Origin of the sequence: Streptomyces purpurascens (genome assembly GCF_045040895.1) — a bacterium.
Lineage (GTDB): Bacteria > Actinomycetota > Actinomycetes > Streptomycetales > Streptomycetaceae > Streptomyces > Streptomyces purpurascens.
This window is the reverse complement of record NZ_CP108341.1, coordinates 3,859,403-3,885,844: the sequence shown is the minus strand read 5'-3', so window position 1 is coordinate 3,885,844 and position 26,442 is coordinate 3,859,403. Positions and strand designations below refer to the sequence as shown.

Annotated in this window: 25 protein-coding genes; 13 read left to right on the top strand and 12 right to left on the bottom strand. The window is 68.4% G+C overall.

Annotation, left to right across the window (positions count from 1 at the left end; translation table 11 throughout):
- Positions 1 to 84: 84 nt before the first annotated feature.
- The 6 genes from OHU35_RS17530 to OHU35_RS17505 all read right to left on the bottom strand — a co-directional run bounded on the left by OHU35_RS17530 (position 85) and on the right by OHU35_RS17505 (position 2,905).
- Positions 85 to 642, bottom strand: a complete 558-nt coding sequence (locus tag OHU35_RS17530) for a hypothetical protein (RefSeq protein ID WP_405505887.1) — start codon at positions 640 to 642, stop codon at positions 85 to 87.
- Positions 643 to 673: 31 nt separating this feature from the next.
- Entirely contained in the window at positions 674 to 1,009 is a 336-nt protein-coding gene (locus tag OHU35_RS17525; protein WP_405509255.1) for an RRQRL motif-containing zinc-binding protein, read from the bottom strand.
- A complete protein-coding gene (locus OHU35_RS17520; protein ID WP_405509254.1) occupies positions 1,009 to 1,833 on the bottom strand; it encodes a protein spdB in 825 nt (274 codons plus the stop codon). The genes OHU35_RS17525 and OHU35_RS17520 overlap by 1 nt, the downstream gene beginning before the upstream one ends.
- Before the next feature lie 56 nt (positions 1,834 to 1,889).
- Positions 1,890 to 2,336: a Pycsar system effector family protein gene (locus OHU35_RS17515; protein WP_405505886.1), complete on the bottom strand. Its 447-nt coding sequence runs from the start codon at positions 2,334 to 2,336 to the stop codon at positions 1,890 to 1,892.
- Positions 2,333 to 2,605 carry a DUF6284 family protein gene (locus OHU35_RS17510; protein WP_405505885.1) on the bottom strand — a complete coding sequence of 91 codons (273 nt, stop codon included), beginning with the start codon at positions 2,603 to 2,605 and terminating at the stop codon, positions 2,333 to 2,335. Before OHU35_RS17510 ends, OHU35_RS17515 begins: the two co-directional genes overlap by 4 nt.
- A 114-nt stretch (positions 2,606 to 2,719) precedes the next feature.
- The gene (locus OHU35_RS17505) at positions 2,720 to 2,905 is read right to left on the bottom strand and encodes a hypothetical protein (protein ID WP_405505883.1); all 186 of its coding nucleotides are present in this window, start codon (positions 2,903 to 2,905) and stop codon (positions 2,720 to 2,722) included.
- A 497-nt stretch (positions 2,906 to 3,402) separates the two neighbouring features.
- Here OHU35_RS17505 and OHU35_RS17500 point away from each other — a divergent pair, with 497 nt between their 5' ends.
- Positions 3,403 to 4,170, top strand: a complete 768-nt coding sequence (locus tag OHU35_RS17500) for an XRE family transcriptional regulator (protein WP_405505882.1) — start codon at positions 3,403 to 3,405, stop codon at positions 4,168 to 4,170.
- A gap of 2 nt (positions 4,171 to 4,172) precedes the next feature.
- Complete coding sequence (locus OHU35_RS17495) at positions 4,173 to 4,646, top strand: NUDIX domain-containing protein (RefSeq protein WP_405505881.1); 474 nt, start codon at positions 4,173 to 4,175, stop codon at positions 4,644 to 4,646.
- Here the strand turns inward: OHU35_RS17495 and OHU35_RS17490 are convergent.
- From OHU35_RS17490 to OHU35_RS17470, 5 genes are all read right to left on the bottom strand, one after another.
- Complete coding sequence (locus OHU35_RS17490) at positions 4,634 to 5,197, bottom strand: HD domain-containing protein (protein ID WP_405505880.1); 564 nt, start codon at positions 5,195 to 5,197, stop codon at positions 4,634 to 4,636. The genes OHU35_RS17495 and OHU35_RS17490 overlap by 13 nt on opposite strands.
- Position 5,198: 1 nt before the next feature.
- Complete coding sequence (locus tag OHU35_RS17485) at positions 5,199 to 5,660, bottom strand: GntR family transcriptional regulator (RefSeq protein WP_405505879.1); 462 nt, start codon at positions 5,658 to 5,660, stop codon at positions 5,199 to 5,201.
- A 178-nt stretch (positions 5,661 to 5,838) separates the two neighbouring features.
- A complete protein-coding gene (locus OHU35_RS17480; RefSeq protein ID WP_405505877.1) occupies positions 5,839 to 8,205 on the bottom strand; it encodes a hypothetical protein in 2,367 nt (788 codons plus the stop codon).
- Entirely contained in the window at positions 8,202 to 9,497 is a 1,296-nt protein-coding gene (locus OHU35_RS17475) for an esterase/lipase family protein (RefSeq protein WP_405509252.1), read from the bottom strand. The genes OHU35_RS17480 and OHU35_RS17475 overlap by 4 nt, the downstream gene beginning before the upstream one ends.
- A gap of 527 nt (positions 9,498 to 10,024) precedes the next feature.
- A complete protein-coding gene (locus tag OHU35_RS17470) occupies positions 10,025 to 11,779 on the bottom strand; it encodes a dolichyl-phosphate-mannose--protein mannosyltransferase (RefSeq protein WP_405505876.1) in 1,755 nt (584 codons plus the stop codon).
- An 85-nt stretch (positions 11,780 to 11,864) separates the two neighbouring features.
- On the opposite strand from OHU35_RS17470, the gene rsmI reads away from it, so the two are divergent.
- The 11 genes from rsmI (at position 11,865) to OHU35_RS17415 (ending at position 25,835) form a co-directional block, all read left to right on the top strand.
- Complete coding sequence (rsmI, locus tag OHU35_RS17465; protein ID WP_189726820.1) at positions 11,865 to 12,710, top strand: 16S rRNA (cytidine(1402)-2'-O)-methyltransferase; 846 nt, start codon at positions 11,865 to 11,867, stop codon at positions 12,708 to 12,710.
- A gap of 300 nt (positions 12,711 to 13,010) precedes the next feature.
- Complete coding sequence (locus OHU35_RS17460) at positions 13,011 to 13,463, top strand: hypothetical protein (RefSeq protein ID WP_405505874.1); 453 nt, start codon at positions 13,011 to 13,013, stop codon at positions 13,461 to 13,463.
- 79 nt (positions 13,464 to 13,542) lie between these two features.
- Entirely contained in the window at positions 13,543 to 14,424 is an 882-nt protein-coding gene (locus tag OHU35_RS17455; protein ID WP_189726818.1) for a TatD family hydrolase, read from the top strand.
- 129 nt (positions 14,425 to 14,553) lie between these two features.
- Positions 14,554 to 15,972, top strand: a complete 1,419-nt coding sequence (locus OHU35_RS17450) for a ubiquitin-like domain-containing protein (RefSeq protein ID WP_405505872.1) — start codon at positions 14,554 to 14,556, stop codon at positions 15,970 to 15,972.
- 153 nt (positions 15,973 to 16,125) lie between these two features.
- Complete coding sequence (gene rsmA, locus OHU35_RS17445; RefSeq protein ID WP_405505870.1) at positions 16,126 to 17,013, top strand: 16S rRNA (adenine(1518)-N(6)/adenine(1519)-N(6))-dimethyltransferase RsmA; 888 nt, start codon at positions 16,126 to 16,128, stop codon at positions 17,011 to 17,013.
- Positions 17,010 to 17,909, top strand: a complete 900-nt coding sequence (locus OHU35_RS17440) for a 4-(cytidine 5'-diphospho)-2-C-methyl-D-erythritol kinase (protein ID WP_405505869.1) — start codon at positions 17,010 to 17,012, stop codon at positions 17,907 to 17,909. The genes rsmA and OHU35_RS17440 overlap by 4 nt, the downstream gene beginning before the upstream one ends.
- A 66-nt stretch (positions 17,910 to 17,975) precedes the next feature.
- Positions 17,976 to 19,223, top strand: coding sequence for a HEAT repeat domain-containing protein (locus tag OHU35_RS17435; RefSeq protein WP_405505867.1), 1,248 nt, complete (start codon positions 17,976 to 17,978; stop codon positions 19,221 to 19,223).
- 70 nt (positions 19,224 to 19,293) lie between these two features.
- Complete coding sequence (locus OHU35_RS17430; RefSeq protein WP_405505865.1) at positions 19,294 to 21,105, top strand: ABC-F family ATP-binding cassette domain-containing protein; 1,812 nt, start codon at positions 19,294 to 19,296, stop codon at positions 21,103 to 21,105.
- Between the two features lie 192 nt (positions 21,106 to 21,297).
- The gene (locus OHU35_RS17425; RefSeq protein ID WP_405505863.1) at positions 21,298 to 23,073 is read left to right on the top strand and encodes a PQQ-binding-like beta-propeller repeat protein; all 1,776 of its coding nucleotides are present in this window, start codon (positions 21,298 to 21,300) and stop codon (positions 23,071 to 23,073) included.
- 49 nt (positions 23,074 to 23,122) lie between these two features.
- Positions 23,123 to 24,916, top strand: a complete 1,794-nt coding sequence (locus OHU35_RS17420; RefSeq protein ID WP_405505861.1) for a PQQ-binding-like beta-propeller repeat protein — start codon at positions 23,123 to 23,125, stop codon at positions 24,914 to 24,916.
- Between the two features lie 238 nt (positions 24,917 to 25,154).
- The gene (locus tag OHU35_RS17415; RefSeq protein WP_184598126.1) at positions 25,155 to 25,835 is read left to right on the top strand and encodes a LuxR C-terminal-related transcriptional regulator; all 681 of its coding nucleotides are present in this window, start codon (positions 25,155 to 25,157) and stop codon (positions 25,833 to 25,835) included.
- 281 nt (positions 25,836 to 26,116) lie between these two features.
- Here OHU35_RS17415 and OHU35_RS17410 read toward each other — a convergent pair whose 3' ends face one another.
- Positions 26,117 to 26,422: a hypothetical protein gene (locus OHU35_RS17410; protein ID WP_189726810.1), complete on the bottom strand. Its 306-nt coding sequence runs from the start codon at positions 26,420 to 26,422 to the stop codon at positions 26,117 to 26,119.
- Positions 26,423 to 26,442 lie beyond the last annotated feature (20 nt).

Sequence of the window (26,442 nt, the reverse complement as noted above, 5' to 3'; positions counted from 1 at the left end):
GGGAGTTGAGGGAGGCGGCGGGGTGGCCTGGTCCGTGGCAGGAAAGAGGCCATCCCGCCGCGAGGAATGTGGGGGCGGGCGGTGTCAGGCGGCGCGGGCGCCGGGGACGAGCTTGTCGGCGAGGTACTCGCGGCTGTGTGCCTCGTTCTCGTCCAGCTCGACCAGCTGCTCGTGTTCGCGGGCCTGGCGGCGGGACTGGCGCTCGATGCCGAGTTCGGCGCGGGTGTTGCGCACGATCCGTTCCAGGACGCCCTTGCGGCTGAACTGCATGGCGTGGACCAGCTCGTGCACGAGCGTCACCGCGAAGTCCGCCGGTGTGGGGTGCTTGTCGGCGTCGATCAGGATCAGCGTCGAGCCGTCCGGGCGCGGGATCGCCGCTGCCTGCACCTCGCGTGCGGTCCGCTTGGCCTCCCGCATCGCGCGGTTGAGGGCGCGGCGGTCGACGGCGCCGGCCAAAGCGATGTCAGCGGCGACCATCAACTCGGCCAGGCCGCGCTCATTGGTCAGGATGACTTCCACATCCGGCATGCGGCCGGACACGGAGCGGGCCACGAGCTTGACGGCCTGCTCGGTCAGCCGCTTGGAGGTGCGCAGGGTGGAGCCGTAGCCGGGCAGCTTGTGCGTACTCACCGTGGTCTTCAAGACTGTCTCCGTCTCGGGAACTTGCCGCAGGTCAGGCGGCGGATTCGTCGGGGTAGGCGCAGGTGACGCACATGCCGAGTGAGGTGGGGATGACGTAGCCCGCATCCCGCCCGCATTCGGGGCAGGTGCGGCGGGCGGTGTTGGCCTTGGCCAGGGCCGCCCACTTCGCCGGCGTCATGGGACGTACCGGCTTGGCGTCTTCGACGCGGTAGAGGTAGGCGACCAGCGGCCCTCGGCGGCGGCGTGGCCGCTCGAGTTGAGCGGCCACGTCCTGGCCGCCGGGGCGCAGACCGCGCGCCCGGAGCTGTCGACGGGTGGCGTAGCCGTCCGGGGCCAGACGCCACCGGAACACCGGCAGCGCCTCCATCACGCCACGCGCTTCCACGCGGCCCGCAACCGGACCTCAGAAGCGGAGTGCCCGGCCGTACGGAAACGGGCAGCCATCTCCCGGTAGGACAGGGCGGGAACCTCGCTACGGCGAATCTCGTCGACCAGAACGTCAAGCGCCTCGTCGGTCAGAGCAGGCCCCGACTCCAGCGCGGGAACCGCCTCCGAGGGACCCCAGACGGGCAGTTCCCAGCGAGCTGTGACGTCGGGCGTGACGCGGCTCGTCACGCTGGTCAGCGCCCTGGACGTGTCCTCACCCGCACGCGCCTTCTCCAGCGTCGACCACGCCTCAGCGAGCGCCTCAGCAGTCTTGGCCTGGACGCGTGCGACGCGGGCTCCGGCCTGCGTCACGGCCGTCAACCGGGTCTCCTCCGTGGCAGCGTCGGACCGCAGCCGGGCACGGGCCACGGCCGCCTCGTCGCGCGCCTCCTGCTGAATGCCCTGGATCGCATCCAGCGCATCCGGAGTGAGCGCGGTGCGCTCCCACAGGCCATGGACCAGCCACAGCGCTTTCGCCGCCACGGGCAGCCAGGACACGGCGAGCCAGGCCCCAATGGAGTCCTTCTCCGCCATGAGCGCGTGGGCGACCAGGACGCCGGTCGCGGCGGCGCCGAACACCCAACCGACCACGGTCACCGGTGTGCTGTGGTCGCCCTGCGCGGCAAGCCGCCGCTCGTAGGCGAGGGTGGCCAGCCAACCGCCATCCAGGCCGAGCCCCACCACGAGGGCGACACTCTTGGGCATGGCCTCACCGAGCCACATCACGACCACGGCAAGGGTGAGCACCATGGACACCGCCGTCATCGCAACAGCGGGCAGCACCGTCTTCGCCCGCGTGATGCGCAGCAGGTTCGCGGCCTTCACAGCGCACCCCCCGCCGTGAGCAGCGCGGCCAGGATGAGCAGCGCCCCACCGGCACAGGTCAGGTCGACCGCGCGGCGCAGGCACGTGAACTTCACGACCGCGAGCCGGGACAGTCCGGCGATGTCGGCCGCGATGTCGGTCGCGACGGCGGCGGTGATCTCCTCGGCGGTGAGCGTGGCCCACAGCGGGAAGCCGTGCCGGCCGCGCAGGTTCGGCCGGGTCGAGCGCAGCAGCAGACCGGCCGCCACGACCAGCAGCACCATCCCGAGCCCACCCGCCACATAGGCAGGGAGCGTCAGGGGCAGGTCGCGGGCGACCGTCCACGCGCCGGCGAGCACCGCGCCGACGAACGCCAGCAGCAGACCGGTCTTGGTGTCGGTCCGCGTGATCTCGGCCTTCACCTCGGCGTGCACGTCCTTCAGGCTCCGGGTGGTGGCGCTCATGCGGCACCCCCGGGGACCGTCGCGGCGGCGGTGCGGTTGGCCGCCAGGGCGATACGCGCGGCCAGCGCCCGGCGGCGGGCCCGGCGCAGGCGCCGGTTGTCCAGCTCGGTCGGGATGCGGTCCAGCGTGATGATCTGCGCGTCCAGCAGGTCGACGTCCGCCAGGATGACGGGCATCTCCTGCTCGATCGCGTCCAGCTCCGCAGCCGTCGGCTCCATGAAGTCGGCGAACGCGGTAACAACGTCCTGAACAGTGACGATGGTCTTCATTGGGTCGTGGTTCCTCTCACAGGGTGGAACGGCCCGAATAGCGGTCCCGGTGTTCCAGCACCGGGGCCGCGCGCCGTAATTGGTGTCGTGTGATGCTTCGGACCGCGCAGGCGGTCAGCCCTCGGTCGTGAGGTTGTCGACGTGGACGTCCTTGTAGCCCTGGCGCTCCAGGTCGCGACGGATCGACTCGGGGTAGTCGTGGCGCGAGATCCAGTGACTGACCGTGGTCTCGCCGGAGCCGTAGCCCCTCTCGCCGGACTTGGCGTCGGTGGCGAAAGCAGTGAACTTGATCTTCGGCATTGGGTGCCCTCTCGGTTGATGGAGGCGAAGCCATCCCGGCTCCCCTCAGCGCTGCTCGTGCGAGACGAACAGCGGAGGCAACCGGCCACAGCGGATGAGCTGTGGAAAGTCGAATCACGTAATGCCGTCACCGCCATCAGACGGATCAGGGCAGGCCACCCGGCCCGACATGGGCGGTCGGGATGGTGACCCGCACCCATCGACCACCCGTGTGCAGGTGGCTGGGTCGGCACGCTGTTGAGTTCTCAAGCAACTGGCGTTGCCTTCGTACTGACCCCTGCGGGCTTTCCTCCGGACGCTGTTGCAGTACCTGTTTTACAGGTACTGCATAAGGTTCCGTCAAGTAGAGGCACGGAACTTCTTGGTTCTGCGCCGGAACTTCCTGGCGCACCATCAGAATCGCCGCAGGTCAGGGGACTTGGGTACCTCGTGTGTGGACACCTCGCGGACGTCTGAGTACTGTCAAGAAGTCCCTAGACGTCCCACCGGGGGTGCAGATGTCCAACGAGCGTTTGCGGTCAGCCCTGTTGGCCCGGAACATGACCGTTCAGGCCCTGGCCGAAGCGATCGAGGTCAACCCGAAGACGGTCGAACGCTGGATCACGCAAGGGAAGGTGCCGTATCGGCGTCACCAGTACGCGACCGCCGCAGTGCTCAAGGTCGACGTGACGACGCTGTGGGAGGACGCGCGCACGGTCGACACCGCAACAGACCTGACCAAAGCTGAGATCGCTACCGTCTACCCACATCGGCACACGGTGCCGTCCGGCCTCTGGCGGGAGCTGTACGGCCGGGCGAAGAGGAATCTCGACGTGCTGGTCTACTCCGGTCTTTTTCTGTCGGAGGACCCGCTGTTTCACGACCTGCTCAAGGCGAAGGTGGCGGCCGGCGTCCAGGTGCGCATCCTGCTCGGGGACCCTGGCTGTGAGGCTGTCAGGCAACGCGGCCTGGATGAGGGGCACCAGATCATGGACGGCAAGATTCGTAACGCCCTGGTGCTCTACCGCCCACTCATGAAGAGCCACCCGGAGATCGGTTTCCGGCTACACGATTCGACGCTCTACAACTCGATCTACCGGGCAGATGACGAGATGCTGGTGAACCCCCACGTCTACGGCATCGGCGCCTACATGGCTCCCGTGATGCATCTGCGTCGACTGTCGGACGGCGGACTGTTCGAGACGTACGCGAATAGCATCGATCACACCTGGGGGAACGCGCGCCAGGTCACAGCCGACGACGTTGCGAGCATCACGGGAGCATGACCATGGGACGAATCGATTACCTGCACGACCCTGCCGCCCCGCCGGCCAACTCGGTCGTGCCCTCCGTCGTCGCGTTCGTGCAGAACGACGCGGGCGAGGTGCTGATGATCCAGCGGTCCGACAACGGACGCTGGGCACTGCCGGGCGGCGGGCACGACGTGGGGGAGTCCATCAGCGACACCGTGGTGCGCGAGGTCTGGGAGGAGACCGGCATCAAGGCCGAAGTCGTCGACGTGTCCGGGATCTACACGGACCCGGGCCACGTGATGCAGTACGACGACGGTGAAGTCCGTCAGCAGTTCAGCATCTGCTTCCGTGCCCGGCCGGTCGGTGGCGAGGTGCGCACGAGCAACGAGACGACACAGGTCCGCTGGGTCACCCCCGCGGACCTGTCTACGTTCGACATCCACCCCACGATGCGGCTCAGGATCGAGCACGCCATGGATCGGACGCGGCCGACGCCCTACATCGGCTGACGCTTGGCGGCGACGCGTTCGAGCACGCGCGATGTGCTCGCGAGGATCTCCGGCTCAGCGCGCCGGATGAACGTGCCGATCAGGCTGTCGGGCCCGTAGCGCCCGGTGATCTCGTTGATCCGGTCCACGGGATTGGTCGGCATGCCGTCCGGGGTGGTGTTCATGTCGCAGTAGCAGAGCGCATCGTTCAAGGGTTCGCTTTCACGGGGAAACTCGCCGTCAAGCTCAGCGCGCAAGCCGCGCGCATCAGCCTCAAGCCATGAGCACGAGTGATGAGCGACGAGATTGACGACCTGCTCGTCAGCATCGGCCACGTCCCGGAGATACCGTGCGCCGTCCAGGGGATGAAAGCCCGTCTTGGCGAGATCCGGCGCGTAGCCGATGTCATGCAGAACCGCTGCAGCCTCCAACAGGTCCGCATCCTGATCGAGGATGAGCGCGATGGTGCGCGCCCTCTCAGCGACCCCGAGGCAGTGCCTCCAGCGCCGTGGCAACGGCTCAGCGAGCAGGGACTCAGCCAGGGGATAGGCCCACTCAGTCAACGTCGACAAGCTAGGAACGCCCCTCTCGCACCGGCACGGCGCGGACCGTCCGCACCTTGCCCTGTCCTCCACCCGCCAGCACGCCGGCGGCCTCCAACTTCTCCAGCGCCTTGGTCACGGTCGGACGTGACACCCCGAACCGTTCGGCCAATGTGGAAGCGCTCGGGAACGCTTCCCCCACTTCGAGTCCCTCAGTCGTGATGAGTTCTGCCAACCGCTGATCGAGCGGGCGCCGGTCGATCAGCGTCCCCGCGCGTACGACTCGCCACCGCTCACCCGGCACCGGTTCGGCCACGCCTTCCTGACGCAGCACACTGAAGGCTCGCAGCGCTACGCCCCGGGAGACCTTGTAGCCACGCATGACCTCAGCAAGCGATGGCAACAGGGTCATTGTGGGGTCGTCTTCGATGCGCTTCTTCACTGATTCGGCGATCTTCAGGAAGGTTCCTCTAGGGTTGGCCTGCTGTGACACTCGCTCTCCCTTCTTTTCGCCTGCTACAGCCCCAAGAGTTGCATGTGCCTGTCCGTCCTTGAAGACGGCCCTTCATGCTGCCTCTGCGTGGGCGCCCCGACTACTAGCTTCGACGAATACGCCTTGTAGAGCGCGATCGGCTTCCACCTCAACCGCGGTGAGGCGATACGCACCCTCTTCAAGGACGCAATCCAGTAAGTAGCTCTGAGGCGGTTGCGCGCACCCGCCACGATGGGTGCTCGTGATGCAAACGACCGATAGCTTGTGCCACCTGCTCGGGGAGGTCCGTTGCGTCTTCCAACCCACGCAAGACGAAGAGCGGAGTAAGCAAACCATCCTCTTCGGTAAGCAGCTCCACTAGACGTGCCGTAGCTACCGCAGTGAATTCTCCACTGCCGGTAGCTACATGGGACAAAAAGCGAGCCGCATGAGATTTCGTTGAGATGTCAGACTCGTGGCTCATCTGCAGAGCGAGTGGCAACAGCCAGGGCTCTGCTGCCCGTCCCGTTAGAGACCCCAGTGTTCGAGATGCCTCTCTGCGGGCTTGCAGAGTAGTGTGGCCACTAAGCCTGGCCAGAGCTGCAATGATTTTGGCATCGTCGAGTAGATTGTATGAGATGAGGAATCTCAGAGCTGCGGGGTAAGGCACGACGGGGTCATCCCAGAGAATCCCGGCATCGCCACTCTCCAAAAAGCGATCGATATCTGTGCTGAACATTGCACGAATCGCGTCTGGCATCTTTGGCTTTTCGCGTGCCAAACGATCCAACGCGGGAGTGCGTTCCAGTCGAGGAACTGATTGGGAAATAAGGAATGGGGTCAGGCTTTCCCACAAATCACGTGCTCTTGGGTACTCCACGAGCAGCAGTGCCGCGATGTCTGCCGCAGACCGTGTACTGAGCGAGAACAAGCCGCGGGTTACGGATTCGCGCGTCTCGTTCAGATCTGCGCTCACCTGATCCACAGCTCTGAGTACCTCCGCGTCAGCAAGCCGAGCGCTTTCATTGCGGAGTCCAGTGTTCAGCCGCGTGGCAATCTCGTCGAGTCCAGAAGGCTCTCCCTCGTGCGGTACCGTGAGTCCCAGTGCGAGTGCGACAGCTTCTGCGGTATCGCCGAGAAGTTGGGTATCCGCGTCGTCCAGCCACTCGCTCCACTTTGATTTGATAGAATCCGGAACGTCTTTCCAAGGCAATTCGTTGATGGCTTTTGCGATGTTCGAATCGAGCAACTCGGTATGTTGCCGTACGTCTCGCACTTCTCTCAAAAGAAGCGCAGCAATTTCCTCACCCTTATGGCATGTGCTCGCTAGCGCGGATGCCGTTCGCCAGGCAATACCACGTCTAGCGATGCGGTGCTGCGAAGCGCCCGCCACATTCGGGGGGCCTCCTGTCGAAGCCGATGCTAGAACTACATCTAGAGCTTGCTCTGCTTCTGATGGAGACATCAATTCCGCAGCCGCCCGCAACACGACTAGCTCAGGCACACGCAATCGCTGAGGTGTGGACCTTCGAAGAAGGATTTGGCGTGCATCGCGACTGAGGGCCGAAAGCGGACCTGCGGCCCGAAGGCGTTCTACAGCGGATTCCAGCTCCTTAGTGGCCCCAGCCTGCCGCAAGAGGCGGATACTTGCATGGAGATTATCAGCGTCCGCTCCTTCGGCGTACTGAACTAGACGCAGAGTAGCGAGGTCTTTCCTCGCTCGATAGACGTCGCCATGGCCGAGTAGCTCTACTGCGAGAGTCTCGTGAAAGAGGTCGGGCGTTGACCTACCGACAACCGTCGTATTGGTGAAGTGAGCGGTGAAACTATCTCTGACATGTCGAGCATATACCGACGCACGTTCAGTTGAGATCCTGAGCATTCGCTCGGACAAGGGCATCTTCAACCGATTCATGCGGTTAGGAAATGACTCGAATGGCCTGCGAGTGTCGTACTCGTAGGGTGTCAGGCTCCACGTAGACCGCTTCAGAGAATAAATCATCTTCTCAAGTGCGGACTCAGGATTGCTGTTAGCTCCCGGCCCTACGACGAAGGTGGGGAGCTGTGCTGGATTTACGTCTTCGAGGAGGCGAGCTGCATCGAAGACGTCATCAATGTAGTCCAACCCTGCATCGCGACGGCGGAGGGCACGTTGCTGCGTCAGGATGGCCTTAGATAGCCTTCCCGATGGACTTCGATCTGTGAGTTCAATCATTCTAGTCAGAAGCGAATCGCACTTATCGTATTCCTCCATTTCTGCTGTTGCGAAAGCGGCGAGAAGCGCTAGTGCTGCAGAACGGGCCATGTCTTTGCTGCGGCGGGAAAACGCTTCATTGATGAGGCCCTCTGCCCCTTCTGAGACCGTTTCCGGACGTAGTATTTTCTCTGCGTAAGACACGGCTGCGTCGTGTGATGGCAAATCTCTGCTGGAGATGCCCCAGTCGCCACCAATAAGAAGAGCAGCTAGCTGTCCTGCTGGTTCTCGGGAATATTCTTCGTCCCTGAAGTTTGGGTGAATGGCGACAGTGTGGGGCTGAAGCACGGCAGCAATCCACGCGAGGTTCATACGAGATCACTTCCTTCCGTTCCGTATGAAAGCCCTGAAGCGCTTCGTGGCCACCGGACAGGATCGCGATCAATCATCACTCCGGCCCAAGCGACAAGCAGGTCTGAGAATTCTCCCGGCGAAGCCACCCCCTCAATGCTTAGTGATCGATAAGGTGGGTCCGGCAGCCACGATTGCACAACGTCCCTTGCTCGCTCGTGAGCTGTGCCAATCACTACGATTAGCAACATCAAGCCATGCTGGCGCTGGTGTTGTGCAAAGGACCCTCTGATGACTGCCTCGCAGCGCTCGTCTCTGTTCATGATGTTCTCAACAGCATGAACAGAGACGAGGATGTCAGTCTCACGACGTGAAGAGGTGACCGTAGAGTTGCGGCAATCAGAGACGGAGACCTCGTCTGAAGACGCCATGGAGACTGCTCTGTTATATGCCTGCTCCCAGGTGACATTGATGTCGTCGCTGCGTAGTTCTGTAACGAGGATCGGGGCATGAGGGACAGGTCTGAATTTGAATTTTTCTGCGTGATGGGACTGACGGCGCCATGCCCGCCTGATGTCACCAGATTGCTTGACGATCCTCAAGAGACGAAGATGCTGCTCTTGGTTCATCCTGTCGGGCTTGACGATTGTGCGATGATTTCCATTTAGCCTGAGACGTTGCTGCTCTGGAACACCGAACAAGCCGCTCATTTTCGAGACGACCCGGTCGCCACCTGCCATGGCGGAGTGACGTGGAATCAAAAACTCGCGGTAACCCGCAGAGGCAGCGGTTCCGAGACTTTCTACGCGACTGCTGAAAAAGGACTCGGCAGCTAGAAGTTGCGGGGACTTGTCACGTAGCCACTCGATTTCTGGTATTAGCTGCCTGAAGGCGCCCAGAGCCAGTCCTGCTCCCAGCCTAGGCGCCGCAAGTACGAAAATGGCTGCTATTGGAGTAACTTGCGGCGCCCCTGTTCCTAGTTGGGTCAAATATTGTTGAACGGCTGATTCGACAACGAGGCCTCCTAGGCTGTGCGCAACAAAATAGATGTCAGTGTACCCGTGTTCTTCGGTGAGGCTCCTGACCCAATCAGCAAGCTGAGCCGCGACGAACGGAAGGTCGGCTCCGGATTTTCGCGTTCGCCAGGCTTTGTGGAAACTGGCATAGCGAAAAAGAATGACATCGAGAGGTTCGGTAGCGCTCTGTTCGAAAACGAGCTCTGGCCACATACCCCATGTGCTATACCCGTCGCCTCCGAGTCCATGTACGAAGACGATTGCCGCAGTCGCTCTTCTGTCGGGGCGAACATGCACATTCAAGCCGGTGTGGTCGAAATCATCGGCTAGAAATTCAGACTGCTTAAGGATGCGTGGCAAAGTTCCCCCGGCTCTGCGTCAGCAGATTCCGAATGTCTTCACAGTCACCTTCAGGTCGCATGTTGCCGTAGGTGAAAGTGGTTACGTTGCGCAAGGTGCTCGTGAGGCAGTCGAAAGTATAGCCACGCATGGTGCTTGTGTCCTGCGGCTCTGTAAGGGCGCCCAGTGCTGCGACCTGGGCCAGTCACCTGAACATCCCTCGACATGCCCCGCAGTTGTGGGACGTGGTTGCACTGCTTCGTGGACGAGTTGCGGACGAGCAGTGGTGCAGAGCAGCGCTGCCATGCTTGCTGCACTGGTCAGACGGTCGGAAGCGCCCGTGCCGCAACAGACTGTAAATCTCCCGTGGGCCAGAGCTGGGCCGCCCTTGGGCCGTCCGAGGGTGACCAACGACAGCAGCTAACGGCCAACAACGACCAAGAGGGCGCGGCAGACTGCCGTGCCCTCTTGGTGCATCTGCCCAGCTAGACCCAGGTGTCCAGCCACATCCGCGACCGCCAGTCGTCGATGGGGATGGCCGTGCCGGTGTACAGCGGCCAGAAGTAGATGAAGTTCCAGGCGATCAGCAGGACCAGGACGCCCGCGCCCGTGGCGCCCGCGACGCGGCGGGTGTCGGAGGAGCGGGGCGGGCCGATGATCGCGCCGAGGAGCATCGCCACCGCCAGGCACAGGAAGGGCAGGAAGACGACGGCGTAGAAGAAGAAGATCGTGCGCTCCTGGTACATGAACCAGGGCAGGTAGCCGGCCGCGATGCCGCAGGCGATGGCGCCCGCGCGCCAGTCGCGGCGGAACAGCCAGCGCCACAGGACGTAGAGGATCGCGAAGCAGGCGACCCACCACAGCAGCGGCGTGCCGAGGGCGAGCACCTCGCTGGCGCACTTCTCGCCCGCGTCGGCCGGGCAGCCGCCCTTGCCGGGCGCCGGGGACTCGTAGAAGTACGACACCGGGCGGCCGAGGACGAGCCAGCTCCACGGGTTGGACTGGTACGTGTGCGGCGAGGACAGGCCGACGTGGAACTCGTACACCTGGTGCTCGTAGTGCCACAGGCTGCGCAGCCAGTCGGGCAGGAAGGTCCAGCTGCCGCCCTTGCCGCTCGTCGCGGCCCAGTTGCGGAAGTAGCCGCCGGAGCCGTCGGTCGCGGAGAAGATCCAGCCGGTCCAGGCCAGGACGTAGGTGACGACGGCGACCGGGACCGTGGCGAGGAACGCGAGGCCCGTGTCGCGCCTGAGGACCGCCGAGTACGGGTGCCGGGCGCCGGCCACCCGGCGCGAGGCGACGTCCCACAGGACCGCCATCAGGCAGAACGCGGCCAGGATGTAGAGGCCGTTCCACTTCGTGCCGATGGCCAGGCCCAGCATCAGACCCGCCGCCCAGCGCCAGGGGCGCCATCCCAGGCGGGCCGTCTCGGCCGTGTGCCGGTCGGGCCGGACCCGGCCGTCGGCGTCCGCCGGGAGCGCGGCGGCGAGTTTCTCGCGGGCCTTGTCGCGGTCGACGAGCAGACAGCCGAACGCGGCCAGCACGAAGAACATCAGCACGCCGTCGAGCAGCGCCGTGCGGCTCATCACGAAGTGCAGGCCGTCCACCGCCATCAGCGCGCCCGCCAGACAGCCCAGGAAGGTGGAGCGGAACAGCCGGCGGCCGATCCGGCACAGCATCAGCACCGACAGCGTGCCGAGCAGCGCCGTCATGAAACGCCAGCCGAAGGGGTCGAAGCCGAACAGCAGCTCGCCGATCCCGATGACGTACTTGCCGACCGGCGGGTGCACGACATACGCCGCTTCCGTCGGGATCGTGACGTGCCCGCCCGAGAGGATCAGATCGTTGGCGTTCTTGTCCCAGTTGACCTCGAACCCGCGGTGGACCAGACCCCACGCGTCCTTGGCGTAGTACGTCTCGTCGAATATCACCGCCTTGGGGTGGCCCAGGTTCCAGAACCGCAGCACGCCCGCCAGCAGCGTGACGAGCAGCGGGCCGATCCAGGCCGACCAGCGCACCAGCCGTCCCGCCAGGGTGTGCGGGACGCCGAGCGCCGCCCACAGGCGCGGGCCGGGCTCGGTGTACGGCGGCACCAGGCGTTCACGGACGTCACGGTCGTCGCGGGCGTCGCTTCTGGGCTGCCCCTGGTAGCCGAAGCGGCGCAGCCGCTGCTGCCAGGACGGCCGCTGCTCGTGCGGCGCCTGGCCCTGCCGGGTGTCCGTGGAGGACGCGGTACTGGTCACCGCGCCATCGTAGGGAACCGTTCTGTGTGAGTCCCGTGCATGGCCGGTATGCGTCCGCATCCTCCGCCCCTGGGAGGATGGTGAGGTGACTGGAATCCTCGTACTCGCAGGTACCCCCATCGGCGACATCGCGGACGCCCCGCCCCGGCTCGCCGACGAATTGGCCGGGGCCGATGTCGTCGCCGCCGAGGACACGCGGCGGCTGCGGCGGCTGACCCAGGCGCTGGGCGTCACGCCCAAGGGGCGGGTGGTGTCGTACTTCGAGGGCAACGAGGCGGCGCGGACGCCCGAGCTGGTCGAGGAGCTGGCGGGCGGGGCGCGGGTGCTGCTGGTCACGGACGCGGGGATGCCGTCGGTGTCGGACCCCGGGTACCGGCTGGTCGCGGCCGCCGTCGAGCAGGACATACGGGTCACCGCCGTGCCCGGGCCGTCCGCCGTGCTCACCGCGCTCGCGCTGTCGGGGCTGCCCGTCGACCGGTTCTGCTTCGAGGGGTTCCTGCCGCGCAAGGCGGGGGAGCGGCTGGGGCGGCTGCGGGAGGTGGCCGGGGAGCGGCGCACCCTCGTCTACTTCGAGGCTCCGCACCGGCTCGACGACACGCTGGCGGCGATGGCCGAGGTGTTCGGCGCGGAGCGGCGGGCCGCGGTGTGCCGGGAGCTGACCAAGACGTACGAGGAAGTGCGGCGCGGGGGGCTGGGGGAGCTGGCCGCCTGGGCCGCGGAGGGGGTGCGCGGGGAGATCACCGTGGTGGTGGAGGGCGCGCCCGAGAAGGGGCCTGAGGAGGTCGGGCCCGAGGAGCTGGTGCGGCGGGTTCGGGTGCGGGAGGAAGCGGGGGAGCGGCGCAAGGAGGCGATCGCCGCGGTCGCGGTGGAGGTCGGGGTGCCGAAGCGGGTTGTTTTCGATGCGGTGGTTGCTGCGAAGAATGCCGGCTGACGGTTGTGTGTGGCTTGTCGCGCGCCCACGCGGCGGAGCCGCATATGAGCACAGCCCCCGCCCCTTTGGGGCGCGGCACGGGCGCGGCACCCTAAGGGGGGCGTAAACACCCTCTGAGCAGGGCGCATGTCGGATGAGCGTGCGCCCCATGGGTGGGCAAAGCAGGAAGGGTGCTGGGGCAAGGAACGCCCAAATCGGCGCCAATAGTCGACAGGTCTGCTGCCTTGGGTCCGGCTGAGGAGTCCACTGGGTTGCGGGGACGGAATCGTCCTCACGCCACAGCGGACAACAGGAGCTGGCATGACTGAGATCGCAGGGCAGACCGGGCTCCGCGCCGGTGCGACCGCCGTCGTCAACGAGTCGTACTCCTTCGCGTGCATGCGCTGCGGGCACGGCTGGGAGCAGTCGTACGAGATAGAGCACCACACGGACGCCGCCGGGCACGAGTTCGTCCTCTACGTGGCGGACGGCAAGGTCGTGCCCTCCCCCCTGTCCAAGCCCACGTGCCAGAACTGCGACGGCCACGTCGTACGGATCATGCGGCCCGGGCGGGTCGAGTCGGCGCGCAACGCCGCGCGCGGGCCCCACCGCGTGCCGCCGCCCGCCGGGCCGGTCGAGGTGCCGAAGGCGGACGGCGAGGCCGAGGAGCAAGGTGCGGCCGAGGAGCAGGGTGCGGCCGGGCAGGAGAAGCGCGACGACCACCACTGGCATCTGTCCGACCTGCTGCACCCCTTCCAGCGCAAGGCGAGCTGACCCGTCCGGCTTCCCTTGTCGACGCCCTCCCCGGTCCTCCCCCATCGGGGAGGGCGTACCCCTTTCGTAGGATCGGGGCATGCCTTCGAACGACTCCGGCAAGCACGCCGCGCCCCCGCTCCCGGAACCCCTCCGGGTGCCGGTCGCCGACTCCCACACCCACCTGGACATGCAGTCCGGCACGGTCGAGGAGGCGCTGGCGAAGGCGGCCTCGGTCGGAGTGACGACGGTCGTACAGGTCGGCTGCGACCTCAAGGGGTCGCAGTGGGCCGCCGAGACGGCAGCCGCGTACGACGCCGTCCACGCGACGGTCGCCCTGCATCCGAACGAGGCCCCGCGCATCGTGCACGGCGACCCCGACGGCTGGTCGAGGCAGGGCGCGCGCGAGCCGGGCGGACCGGCCGCACTGGACGAGGCGCTCGCCGAGATCGACCGGCTGGCCGCGCTGGAGCAGGTCAAGGGTGTCGGTGAGACCGGCCTCGACTACTTCCGCACCGGGCCCGAGGGCAAGGAAGCGCAGGAGAGGTCCTTCCGCGCCCACATCGAGATCGCCAAGCGGCACGGCAAGGCCCTGGTCATCCACGACCGCGAGGCCCACGCCGACGTCCTGCGCGTCCTGAAGGAGGAGGGCGCCCCCGAGCGGACCGTCTTCCACTGCTACTCCGGCGACGCCGAGATGGCGGAGATCTGCGCGAGCGCGGGCTACTTCATGTCCTTCGCCGGCAACGTCACCTTCAAGAACGCCCAGAACCTGCGGGACGCGGTGGCGGTGGCCCCGCCGGAGCTGCTGCTGGTGGAAACGGACGCGCCCTTCCTCACCCCGGCGCCGTACCGCGGGCGGCCCAACGCCCCGTACCTCGTGCCGATCACGGTGCGGGCCATGGCCGAGGTGCGCGGCGTCGACGAGGACACGCTGGCCACCGCACTCGCGGCGAACACGGCACGCGCCTTCGGCTACTGACCACGCTCCCACCTCACCGCACGACTGTGCGTAGTCGCGTCGCTTTGGAGAGTGACGGCCGCTCCGCTAGGTTCTGGGGGCCCGATCCGGACCCCTCTGGACCCCCTCCGGCCCCTGGAGCGTGTCGGCGTGAGCAACTCGCAGTACGAGACGTACGAGCAGTACGAGACGTACGAGACGCACGAGACGTACGGCCCGCCCCAGTCGGAGCCGGTGTACGGCGGATTCGACGGTGCCTACGAGGACACCTACCGGCCCGCCTACGAGGAGCCGCCGCCCCTGCCCGGGCTGCCCCGGCAGGGCGCCCCGGAGGACGCGTCGGCACCGGCGCCCGTCGCGCGCCCCACGCGCGCGGAGTCACGGGCCGAAGCACGCGCCGAAGCCCGCGCCGCGGCGCGCACCGGCTCACATCGCAGGTCCGCCCGCCGACGCAAGGCGCGGTACGCCGAGCGCCCGGACGGCTCCATGCGGCGGCTGCTCCCGCAGGCCCTGGTCGTGGCCTTCCTGGCGGGCGGCACCACGGCGTTCGTCGCCAAGGACAAGGCGATCGAGCTGAACGTCGACGGCAAGGCACGCACGCTGCACACCTTCGCCGACGACGTCACCGAGCTGCTGTCGGAGGAGGGCGTCGAGGTCGGCGCCCACGACGTGGTGGCCCCCGGGCCCGGTGCCGAGATCACCAGCGGCGACGAGGTCGCCGTGCACTACGCCCGTCCCGTGCGGCTCACCCTCGACGGGCACCGGCGTGAGGTGTGGACGACGGCGCACACGGTGGCAGGGGCGCTGAGAGAGCTGGGGGTGCGTCAGGAGGGCGCGTACCTGTCCACCTCGCGCTCCCGGCAGATCGGCCGCGAGGGGCTCGCACTGGACGTGCGGACCGAGCGCACGGTCACGATCATGGCGGACGGCCGGGCCCGCACCGTCCGCACCAACGCGGCGACCGTGCGGGAGGCCGTGGACGAGGCCGGGATCACCCTGCGCGGCCAGGACACCACGTCCGTCCCGCAGGGGAGCTTCCCGCGCGACGGACAGACCGTCACGGTGCTGCGGATCACCGGCGGCAAGGAGGTCCGCGAGGAGGCGATCCCCTTCCAGACGCGGCGCAGCGAGGACCCGACCCTGTTCCAGGGCACGGAGGTCGTGGAGCGCGCGGGCGAGGCGGGCCTGCGCCGGGTCACGTACTCCCTGCGCACCGTCAACGGCGTCAAGCAGAAGCCGCGCCGGATCAGGGCCGAGGTGGTGCGCGAGCCGCGCCCGCAGGTGGTGAAGGTCGGCACGAAACCCCGGCCGACGTCCGTGCAGGGCGCCGACCACCTGAACTGGCAGGGCCTCGCGGCCTGCGAGTCCGGCGGCCGCCCCGACGCGGTCGACTCCTCGGGCACCTACGGCGGCCTCTACCAGTTCGACACCCACACCTGGCAGTCCCTCGGCGGCAGCGGCCGCCCCCAGGACGCCCCGGCGGCGGAACAGACGTACCGCGCGAAGAAGCTGTACGTACGGCGGGGCGCGAGCCCTTGGCCGCACTGCGGGGGCCGCTTGCACGGGTGACGACCGGGCTGCGGGCAATCGTGCCGCAAGGGCGGCACCCGTCCCGCAGAGAGCGGCACCCCGCTCCGCCGGGCTGCGCAACGCCCCGGCCTCAGCACCAACGCCGAGCAACCAGGAAACCGGCCCCCGCGAACCCCCCGTACCCTTGTCCCCGTGACCAGCCCCGCCCCCGACGCCCTCCTCGGCGCCGCCGACGTCCGCGAACTCGCGACCGCCCTCGGCGTACGCCCCACCAAGCAACGCGGCCAGAACTTCGTGATCGACGCGAACACCGTCCGCCGTATCGTCCGCACCGCACAGGTCCGCCCCGACGACGTGGTCGTCGAGGTGGGCCCGGGGCTCGGGTCCCTCACCCTCGCGCTGCTGGAGGCCGCCGACCGCGTCACGGCCGTCGAGATCGACGACGTGCTCGCCGCCGCGCTGCCCGCGACCATCACGGCCCGCATGCCGGAGCGCGCCGACCGGTTCGCCCTCGTCCACTCCGACGCGATGCACGTCACGGAGCTGCCGGGCCCCGCCCCGACCTCGCTGGTCGCCAACCTCCCCTACAACGTGGCCGTTCCGGTCCTGCTGCACATGCTCGCCACCTTCCCGACCATCGACCGCACGCTCGTCATGGTCCAGTCGGAGGTCGCCGACCGGCTCGCCGCCGACCCCGGCTCGAAGGTGTACGGCGTCCCCTCCGTCAAGGCCAACTGGTACGCCGAGGTCAAGCGGGCGGGCGCCATCGGGCGGAACGTCTTCTGGCCCGCGCCCAACGTCGACAGCGGTCTGGTCTCCCTGGTCCGCCGGACCGAGCCGATCAAGACGACGGCCTCGAAGAAAGAGGTGTTCGCCGTCGTCGACGCGGCGTTCGCCCAGCGCCGCAAGACGCTGCGGGCCGCGCTCGCCGGCTGGGCCGGGTCCGCCGCCGCAGCGGAGGAGGCCCTCGTCGCCGCCGGGGTGTCGCCGCAGGCCCGGGGCGAGTCCCTGACCGTGGAAGAGTTCGCGCGTATCGCCGAGCACAAGGCGAACCAGCACCAGGAGAAGGAGCCCGTGTGAGCGTCACGGTCCGTGTCCCCGCCAAGGTCAACGTCCAGCTGGCGGTGGGCGCCGCCCGCCCCGACGGCTTCCACGACCTGGCCAACGTCTTCCTGGCCGTCAGCCTCTACGACGAGGTCACCGTGACCCCGGCCGACGAGCTCCGCGTCACCTGCGAGGGCCCGGACGCCGACCAGGTCCCCCTGGACCGTACGAACCTGGCCGCGCGGGCGGCCGAAGCGCTCGCCGCGCGGTACGGCCGCAGCCCCGACGCCCACCTCCACATCGCCAAGGACATCCCCGTCGCCGGCGGCATGGCGGGCGGCAGCGCGGACGGCGCCGCCGCCCTGGTGGCCTGCGACGCGCTGTGGGAGACCGGCGCCTCCCGTGACGAACTGCTCGCCATCTGCGCCGAGCTGGGCAGCGACGTGCCGTTCAGCCTGGTCGGCGGGGCGGCCCTCGGCATCGGGCGGGGCGAGCAGCTGACGCCCCTGGAGGTCGGCGGCGCCTTCCACTGGGTGTTCGCGATGGCCGAGCGGGGCCTGTCCACGCCGGCCGTGTTCCGCGAGTTCGACCGGCTCGGCGAGGGCACGGACATCCCCGAGCCCGTCGCCTCCCAGGAACTCCTCGCGGCCCTGGCCAAGGGCGACCCGGACGCGCTCGCCGCCGCCGTCTCCAACGACCTCCAGTCCGCCGCCCTCTCCCTCTACCCGGACCTCGCCGGCACCCTGGCCACCGGCCGCGCCGCGGGCGCCCTCGCCGCCCTGGTCTCCGGCTCCGGCCCGACCACGGCGTTCCTCGTCCGCGACCCGGAGTCGGCGGCCGCGGTCGCGCAGGCGCTGCTGTCCTCCGGCACGTGCCGGACCGTGCGGACGGCGTCGGGGCCGACGCCCGGGGCGACGGTCGCCGGGTTCTAATCGCGTGCGGCAGTCGCTGCCGGGCGCTTAGGCTCCGCCGGTCGTATCGAGGGCGGGGGCACGGGCATGCGGGAACTGATCGCGGCGGTACGACGCGGAGACGCCGACGAGGTCCGGGCTCTGCTGGAGTCCGGGGCCGATCCCGACACCCTCGACGGGACTGACGGGCTCCCGGTTCTCTGTCTGGCTGTGGCGGCGTACGACAAGCCGGTCGCCGAGGCGCTGATCGAGGCCGGCGCCGCCCCCCTGCGTCGGCTGCCCGACGGGAGCACCCCGCTGCTGCGGGCGGTGGACGCCGGCTCGTACGCGCTGACCAACGCGCTCCTACGCCACCGCGTACCGCTGTCGCTCCCGGACCGCGAGGAACTGCTGGCCCGCGCCCGGACCCGGTCCGAGGCGGGCGCGGAGGCGGAACTGCGGCGCCGAACCGGCCTCACCGGGCCGGTCGAGCGGGTCCGGGTCGTGGACGAGGAGGTCGGCTGGTGGTGCGAGCAGCTCACACTCGGCGAGCTCACCGTGCGCGACGAGCACCGGGCGATCCTCACCTCCATGGAGGCCCGCTACGGCATCCGCACCCCGTTCGACGAACTGGTCGAGCGCGCCCTCGCCCACCCCGACCGGGACCACGTCGTCTGGAGCGACGTCGTCTTCACCCTCGGCCGCCGGGTCGACGAGGAGACCTGGCAGTGGAGCCGGGACCTGCTCAACCATCCCGGCCGGCTGTATCGCCTGCTCGCCGCCGACCTCCTGCTGTCCCTGATCTTCGGAGACATCGCCAAGGGAGACGCCCCGTTCTGGGACCGGGGGCGGGAGTTCGTGCCCTGGGCGGAACAGGAGCAGGACCCGGAGGTGCTGGCGGTCCTGCTCCACGCGATGACCCACGACAGCGCTCCGGAGATCGAGGCCGTCGGCCTGGCATACCTCGCCCACCCGGACCCGGCGGTGCGCGCCCTGGTCCCCGAAACCCTGGAGCAGTCCGAGGACGGCCGGTCCCTGGTCCGCCCCGAGAGCCTCACCGCGGTGCTCACCCTGGCCCGCGACGAGGATCCCGGCGTGCGAGAGGCCGCGTGCCGTTGGCTCGGGCACTACCGGGGGAGCGAGCCCGAGGTGGGGGACGCGCTGGTCGCCCTCACCCGTGACGAGCGGCAGCCGATTCGCATCTGTGCCGTGTCCGGGCTGGCCTACCGCGACGATCCGCGCTGTGTGGAGGCCGAGCACCGGATCGGCCCCCTCGACCCGGAGCTGCCGTTCGACGAGAGGCTGATGGACGTGTGGCGCTACCAGCGCCGCCGGGAGGACGCCGAGGGCTCCTGAACACCCCGGCCGGAGCACCCCGCCGCCCGACTACCCTGGAGGGTCGATCGTCCCCCTTGTCAGGAGAGTAATGGCCGTCAATCTGGTCAATGTCGAGAACGTCAGCAAGGTGTACGGCACCCGCGCCCTGCTCGACGGCGTCTCCCTCGGCGTCTCCGAAGGGGACCGCATCGGTGTCGTCGGCCGCAACGGCGACGGCAAGACCACGCTGATCCGGATGCTCGCCAAGCAGGAGGAGGCCGACACCGGGCGCGTCACGCACTCCGGCGGACTGCGCAGCGGCGTGCTCACGCAGCACGACTCCCTCGACCCCGAGGCGACCGTCCGCCACGAGGTCATCGGCGACATGGCCGACCACGAGTGGGCGGGCGACGCCAAGGTCAGGGACGTGCTGACCGGCCTGTTCGGCGGGCTCGACCTGCCGGGGTTCCCCGCGGGCCTGGACACCGTCATCGGGCCGCTGTCCGGCGGTGAGCGACGCCGTATCGCCCTCGCCAAGCTGCTCATCGAGGAGCAGGACCTGCTCGTCCTCGACGAGCCCACCAACCACCTCGACGTGGAGGGCATCTCCTGGCTGGCCCGGCACCTCCAGGTCCGCCGGTCCGCCCTCGTCTGCGTCACCCACGACCGCTGGTTCCTCGACCAGGTGTGCACCCGCATGTGGGACGTCCAGCGCGGAGCGGTCTACGAGTACGAGGGCGGCTACACCGACTACGTCTTCGCCCGGGCCGAGCGCGAGCGCATCGCCGCGACCGAGGAGGTCAAGCGGCAGAACCTCGTCCGCAAGGAGCTGGCCTGGCTGCGGCGCGGGGCGCCCGCCCGTACGTCCAAGCCGCGCTTCCGCGTCGAGGCAGCCAACGAGCTCATCAAGGACGTACCGCCGCCCCGCGACAGCAGCGAGCTGATGAAGTTCGCGTCCACCCGGCTGGGCAAGACCGTGTTCGACCTGGAGGACATCACCGTTCAGGCGGGCCCCAAGGTCCTCCTCAAGCACGTCACCTGGCAGCTCGGGCCCGGCGACCGGATCGGTCTCGTCGGTGTCAACGGCGCTGGGAAGACCTCCCTGCTTCGGGCCATGGCCGAGGCGTCCCGGACCGACGGGGAGGCGCAGCCCGTGGGCGGGCAGGTCAAGGTCGGCAAGACCGTCAAGCTCGCCTACCTGTCCCAGGAGGTCGCCGAACTCGAGCCGAGCACGCGCGTGCTGGAGGCCGTGCAGCAGGTGCGCGAGCGCGTCGACCTCGGCAAGGGGCGCGAGATGACCGCCGGGCAGCTGTGCGAGACGTTCGGCTTCACCAAGGAGAAGCAGTGGACGCCGGTCGGCGACCTGTCCGGCGGTGAGCGCCGCAGGCTCCAGCTGCTGCGGCTGCTCATGGACGAGCCCAACGTCCTCTTCCTCGACGAGCCCACCAACGACCTCGACATCGAGACGCTGACGCAGCTCGAGGACGTGCTCGACGGCTGGCCCGGCTCGATGATCGTCATCTCCCACGACCGGTTCTTCATCGAGCGCACCACCGACCGGGTGTTCGCCCTGCTCGGCGACGGCGCCCTGCGGATGCTGCCGCGCGGCATCGACGAGTACCTGGAGCGGCGCCGGCGCATGGAGGAGGCCGCGGCCGCCTCGGCACCCGCCGCCGCCGCGCAGCAGAGCGCCGCCCCGGAGAAGAGCGCCGCCGACCAGCGCGCCGCCAAGAAGGAACTCCAGAAGATCGAGCGGCAGCTCGACAAGGTCTCCGAGAAGGAGACCAAGCTCCACGCCCAAATCGCCGAAAACGCCACGGACTTCGCGAAGGTGGCCGAACTGGACGCCGAACTGCGTGAGTTGGCCGGTCAGCGCGAGGAACTGGAGCTGCGCTGGCTGGAACTCGCCGAGGACGCGTGAAGGGTGCGTGAAGGCGCATAACGACGGCATCACGGGCCGGTCCTCCCTTGGGAACAGGGGGTGATACGGCCCGGTCCGTTGTTGGAACGGGGTGATAGAAAGAGCCGTCTTAGAACTTTATGAAACGACTCTGAGCCCATCGCGTACCTCAGGGCGTGGCTAAAAATCAGTGATCGAACGGGGGAGCCGCTGATGACTCAGCCGCCCAGTCAGCCACCGCACGGTGGCTTCGGAGCACCGCAGAACCAGCCGCCGCAGGGCGGTGGCTACGGGGCACCGCAGACCCCGCCACCACCCCAGGGTCCGCCGCAGACGCCGCCGCCCCCGCAGGGCCCGCCGCAGACGCCGCCGCCTCCGCAGCCGGGGTACGGCTATCCGCAGCAGCCTCCGCAGCCGGGCCCTTACGGACAGCCGGGCCCGTACAACTCCGGCCCCTACGGCCAGCCGCAGCAGCCGGGACCGTACGGCCAGCCCGGCTACGGCTACCCGCCCCAGCCGCAGTACCCCGGCGCGCCCGGCACCCCGCCCGGGGGCGGCTCGGGCAACCCCTTCAAGGGCAAGCCCGCCCTGATCATCGGCGCCGCGGTCGCCGCGCTGCTCGTGGTCGGCGGCACCGTGTGGGCGGTCACCGGCGACGACGGCAAGGGCAAGAAGAAGCCGGTCGCCGGGCAGAGCAAGGACTCCAAGCCCGGCGCCTCCGACCCGGTCAACCCCGGTGACGGCCGAGGCGACGGCGGCGAGGACCCGGAGAACCTCAACGAGGGCCGCCAGGCCGGCGAGGCCAAGGTCCTCTGGTACAAGGAGGCGCCCGACGCGCCGGGCTCCGGCGCCGACGCCCCCGGCATGTGGATCACCGACAAGTCCGCGGTGAAGGCGGCCTACAAGCAGCTCTTCGCCTACAACGTCGGCGACGGCAAGCCGGCCTGGGACCCGATCACCTTCCCCCAGAAGATCTGCGCCACCACTCCGGAGAAGACGGGCGAGGACAAGATCGTCGTCGCGTACATGAGCGGCAGCAGCGACCGCGCCAAGTGCAACCAGCTCCAGGAGATCGACCTCAACACCGGCGAGAAGGGCTGGAAGGAAGAGGTCGCCGACGGCGCCCTGTTCGACTCCACGCTCTCCGTCGAACTGTCCGTCACCGGCAACACGCTGATGGTGGGCCGCTCCCAGTCCGGCACGGCGTACGACGTCACCAACGGCGACAAGCTCTTCGACAAGAAGCGCTACGGCGACTCCTGCTTCCCCGCCGCGTTCGCGGGCGGCGAGAAGCTGATCGCCGTCTCCTCCTGCGGCGCCGGTGGCAACAACGAGCACGACGAGGTGCAGGAGCTCGACCCGAAGACCGGCAAGGCCAAGTGGACCAAGCCGTTCGACAAGGGCTGGCGGGTCGCGCGCGCCTACTCCGTGAGCCCGCTGGTCATCTACAGCACCAACGAGGACAAGAAGGCCTGGAACATCGCCACCTTCACCGATGGCGGCAAGTTCCGTTCGCAGGTCGGCTTCGACGAGGACTTCGCCCCCGAGTGCGGCTGGGCCATCCTCGAGCGTGACCTCCAGGGCTGCCAGGGCGTCGCCGTCGACGACACCACGCTCTACCTGCCGACCGAGGCGACCACCGGCGCCAACGAGATCGTCGCGGTCAACCTCGCCGACGGCAAGGAGAAGTGGCGCGTCAAGTCCCCGTCCGACGAGTCGATGCTGCCGATGAAGATCGAGGGCGGAAAGCTCATCGCCTACATCGAGCCCTCGTACGACGCGGGCGGCCAGATCGTGTCCATACCGACCGGCGGCAGCGCCCACAAGCCGGTCAAGTTGCTGCAGAACCCGCAGGGCGCCGCGGACATCGAGAACGGCTTCTTCTCCAAGGACCTCGACTGGGTCGACGGCCGCTTCTACATCTCGACCACCCGGCTGAGCGGAAACGACGACACGAAGGAGAAGTTGATGCTCGCCTACGGCAAGTGACTCTTCCTCCCTCTTCGTCCTCCCTCCCCTTCCCCGAGGTGCTCACGTCATGACCCAGCCGCCGCCCCCGCCACCCCAGCAGCCCCCGCCCGGGGGAGGCTTCGGGCCGCCCCAGGACCAGCCCCCGCAGCCGGGGTACGGCTATCCGCAGGCTCCCCAGACGCCCCCGCCTGCGGCTCCGCAGGCGCCACCCCAGCCGCCGCAGGCCCCGCAGGGTCCGCCGCCCGGTTACGGCTACCCCGGTCAGCAGCCGCAGGCGCCCTACGGGCAGCCGGGGCAGCCAGGGCAGCCGGGATACGGGCAGCCGGGGCAGCCGGGCTACGGTCAGCCCGGTTACGGCTATCCGCAGGGGACCATGCCGCTCCAGCCGCAGCCCGGATACCCGGGACAGCCCGGCGGCGGCAAGAAGTTCAACGCGCAGCTGGCGATCATCGTCGCCGCGGTCGTGGCGATCGCCCTGATCATCGGCGGCGGTGTCTGGTACTCCTCGTCCAAGGACGACGGCACGAAGGACGACACCGCCAGCTCCGGCGGCAGCACCGGCGGCACGGACGACAACAACGGCGGCACCGCCTCCGGCGGCAAGGAGAAGGCACCGTCCGACCCCAGCGCCAAGGTCCTCTTCCAGGTCCCGGCGCCCGAGGTGAAGAACGACAGCACGGTCGTCGTCTCCGGCTCGTGGCTCACCGACAAGACGTATGCCAAGAGCGGCATCGCCCAGATCGTCGGCTACGACCGCGACACGGGCGGCAAGCAGTGGACGATCCCGCTGGACGGCCCCGTCTGCCAGGCCAGCCGCCATGTCACCGACGACAACAAGACGGCGATCCTCTACCAGCCCGCGATGCCGACCAAGGCCGACCCCTCGCACGGGTGCAGCCAGGTCGCTGTGATCGATCTCGACGCGGGCAAGGAGCTGTGGTCCAAGACCGTCAAGACCGGTGACCAGCTGATCAGTTTCGACAACGTCACGGTCAGCGGCAAGACCGTCGCCGTCGGCAGCAGCAGCGGCGGCGCCGCCTTCGACATCTCCGGCAAGCCGCTGTGGAGCCCGAAGCCGAGCGACTCCTGCTACGACGCCGGGTACGGCGGCGGCGAGAAGCTGGTCGCGGTGCGCAAGTGCGGCTCCTACGAGCAGCGGCAGCTGCACATCCAGACCATCGACCCGAAGTCCGGGAAGGTGATCTCGGAGTACAAGATGGCCGAGGGCATCGAGTACGCCAGCGTCGTGTCGACCAACCCGCTCGTGGTGGCCGCCGACGTCGGCGACTCCGCGGGCGACGGCAGCGGCATCTCGGACTTCTTCTCCATCGACAACAAGACCGGCAAGCTGCGGACGCGTATCTCGGCACCGGGCGAGCAGTTCGCGGCGCGCTGCGAGGGCATCACCCGCATCGAGTACTGCAACCAGCTGGCCGTCGGCGGCGACCGGCTGTACATCCCGACCGAGGAGCACGACGGCAAGGGCGAGTACAGCCAGACCAACGAGATCGTCGCCTTCGACCTCGCCACCGGCAAGCAGACCGGGCAGCGGGCCGACGCGGGTGACGGCTACACGATCTCGCCGCTGCGCATGGACGGCGGCAACCTGATCGCGTACAAGCGGCCGCCGTACGACAAGGGCGGGCAGATCGTGAGCATCGACGGGGGCAGCTTCAAGGAGACGAAGCTGCTGGAGAACCCCGCGTCGGAGCAGGTGCGCGACGTGGAGTCCAGCATGTCGCCGGACTACTCGGAGTTCCTGTACGCCGAGGGGCATCTGTACATGTCGAAGGTGTACGCGAGCAAGCGGTCTTCGACGGGTGACAAGGAGTACCTGGCGGTCGGCTTCGGTACGGGCTGATCGTCCGATGATCATCTGGTGATCGACTGAGGTTCCTTTCGGTCCCGTCCCTGTTCAGGGGCGGGACCGTTCGCGTTTGGCTCAGTCAACCTCGAATGAGAGGAATTTCGGCGATCCGGGGCGATTCTCGCGGGTAGGGGAGCGCAACGTCGAACAAGCGTGTAGCTTCCGGGGGCATGAAGGCGGGGGAGCCGGGGGGCTTCCATTGGGGGGACTGGGGTGACTGGGGGGTTGCTCGATGGGAGTGCGGCTCATGGTGGTCGACGACCACCGATTGCTGGCGGAGGCGCTGGCCTCCGCGCTGAAGCTGCGGGGGCACCGGGTACTGGCCGCGGCGGCGCCAGCCGCGGGGGCGGCGGAGCTGGTGATCACACGGGCGCCGGAGGTGTGCCTGCTGGGGACGGCCACGCCGGCGGAGCCGGGGATCTTCGATCCGGTGGTGCGGATCAAGCGGGAGCGGCCGCAGGTGGCGGTGCTGGTGCTGGGCCCGGTGCCGAGTCCGCGGGGGATCGCGGCGGCGTTCGCGGCGGGGGCGGCCGGATACGTCCGGCATGACGAGCGCATAGAGGGTGTCGAGCGGGCGATCATGAAGGCCCGGGCGGGGGAGGCGGCGGTGGCGCCGCAACTGCTGCAGGGCGCGTTCAGCGAGCTGCTGAACCCGGCGGCCCAACCGGACGACGAGGGCCAGCGGTTGCTCCAGATGCTCACGCCACGAGAGGTGGAGGTCCTGGTCCGCGTCGCCGACGGCGAGGACACCCGCCTGATCGCGGCGGGCATGGGCATCGCACCGTCGACCGCCCGTACGCATGTCCAGCGGGTGCTGATGAAGCTGGGGGTGGGTTCACGGCTGGAGGCGGCGGCGTTGGCGGCGCGGACCGGGTTGCTGGATCGGGCAGGGCCGGTGTCGCGAGAGCCGTGAGCGGCGGCCTGTGCTGCGCGGTGGTGGTGGGTCGGGGCCGTGTCGGGGGGTGTCCGTCCTCGGAACGGCGCGATGGGGTCTCACGCCGACTGACTGTTCGTTGACGCGCCAACCAGCTGCGGGCGGACACCCCCCGACACGTCCCCTTGCGTAGTCCCCCCCGCCGCTGCGGGCATGCGTGCCGCTGGGGGCGGCACGGGTGGGCGCAGCGGCACCCCGCTACGCCGAGCTGCGCACCCACCCGGCACCGGCACTGACACCGGGCACACGACAACGCAGGGTTACTCCACTGTCTCCTCTTCCCCCGGCGGCGGCGGAGCCGCGGGCCGCAGCTTGAGCCACACCAGGAAGAACAGACCGAGCAGCAACATGCCCACCCCGGTCCACAGGTTGATGTTGACCCCCTCCGCCTTGTCGATGTCGGCATCGGACGCCGTGAACCCCGCGATCGTCACGATTACGCCGTACACCACGAACAGCCCGCCGATGATCCGCCGGATGTCGAACAGCCGCGCGGCCGTCGCCGACTTGCCCTGCAGCTCGGTGACTTCCCGCTGCACGTCCTTGTCGGAGTAGAACTCGGACATACGTCAATCCTCCCTCGGTC

Bases quoted from the DNA above. Each gene is read 5' to 3' on its own strand.
- OHU35_RS17515 (WP_405505886.1), bottom strand. From the start codon at position 2,336: ATGAGCGCCACCACCCGGAGCCTGAAGGACGTGCACGCCGAGGTGAAG.
- OHU35_RS17410 (WP_189726810.1), bottom strand. From the start codon at position 26,422: ATGTCCGAGTTCTACTCCGACAAGGACGTGCAGCGGGAAGTCACCGAG.
- OHU35_RS17430 (WP_405505865.1), top strand. From the start codon at position 19,294: ATGGCCGTCAATCTGGTCAATGTCGAGAACGTCAGCAAGGTGTACGGC.
- OHU35_RS17520 (WP_405509254.1), bottom strand. From the start codon at position 1,833: ATGACGGCGGTGTCCATGGTGCTCACCCTTGCCGTGGTCGTGATGTGG.
- OHU35_RS17455 (WP_189726818.1), top strand. From the start codon at position 13,543: ATGCCTTCGAACGACTCCGGCAAGCACGCCGCGCCCCCGCTCCCGGAA.
- OHU35_RS17510 (WP_405505885.1), bottom strand. From the start codon at position 2,605: ATGAAGACCATCGTCACTGTTCAGGACGTTGTTACCGCGTTCGCCGAC.
- OHU35_RS17480 (WP_405505877.1), bottom strand. From the start codon at position 8,205: ATGAACCTCGCGTGGATTGCTGCCGTGCTTCAGCCCCACACTGTCGCC.
- OHU35_RS17420 (WP_405505861.1), top strand. From the start codon at position 23,123: ATGACCCAGCCGCCGCCCCCGCCACCCCAGCAGCCCCCGCCCGGGGGA.
- OHU35_RS17505 (WP_405505883.1), bottom strand. From the start codon at position 2,905: ATGCCGAAGATCAAGTTCACTGCTTTCGCCACCGACGCCAAGTCCGGC.
- OHU35_RS17435 (WP_405505867.1), top strand. From the start codon at position 17,976: ATGCGGGAACTGATCGCGGCGGTACGACGCGGAGACGCCGACGAGGTC.
- OHU35_RS17500 (WP_405505882.1), top strand. From the start codon at position 3,403: ATGTCCAACGAGCGTTTGCGGTCAGCCCTGTTGGCCCGGAACATGACC.
- OHU35_RS17425 (WP_405505863.1), top strand. From the start codon at position 21,298: ATGACTCAGCCGCCCAGTCAGCCACCGCACGGTGGCTTCGGAGCACCG.
- OHU35_RS17460 (WP_405505874.1), top strand. From the start codon at position 13,011: ATGACTGAGATCGCAGGGCAGACCGGGCTCCGCGCCGGTGCGACCGCC.
- OHU35_RS17495 (WP_405505881.1), top strand. From the start codon at position 4,173: ATGGGACGAATCGATTACCTGCACGACCCTGCCGCCCCGCCGGCCAAC.
- OHU35_RS17525 (WP_405509255.1), bottom strand. From the start codon at position 1,009: ATGGAGGCGCTGCCGGTGTTCCGGTGGCGTCTGGCCCCGGACGGCTAC.
- OHU35_RS17415 (WP_184598126.1), top strand. From the start codon at position 25,155: ATGGGAGTGCGGCTCATGGTGGTCGACGACCACCGATTGCTGGCGGAG.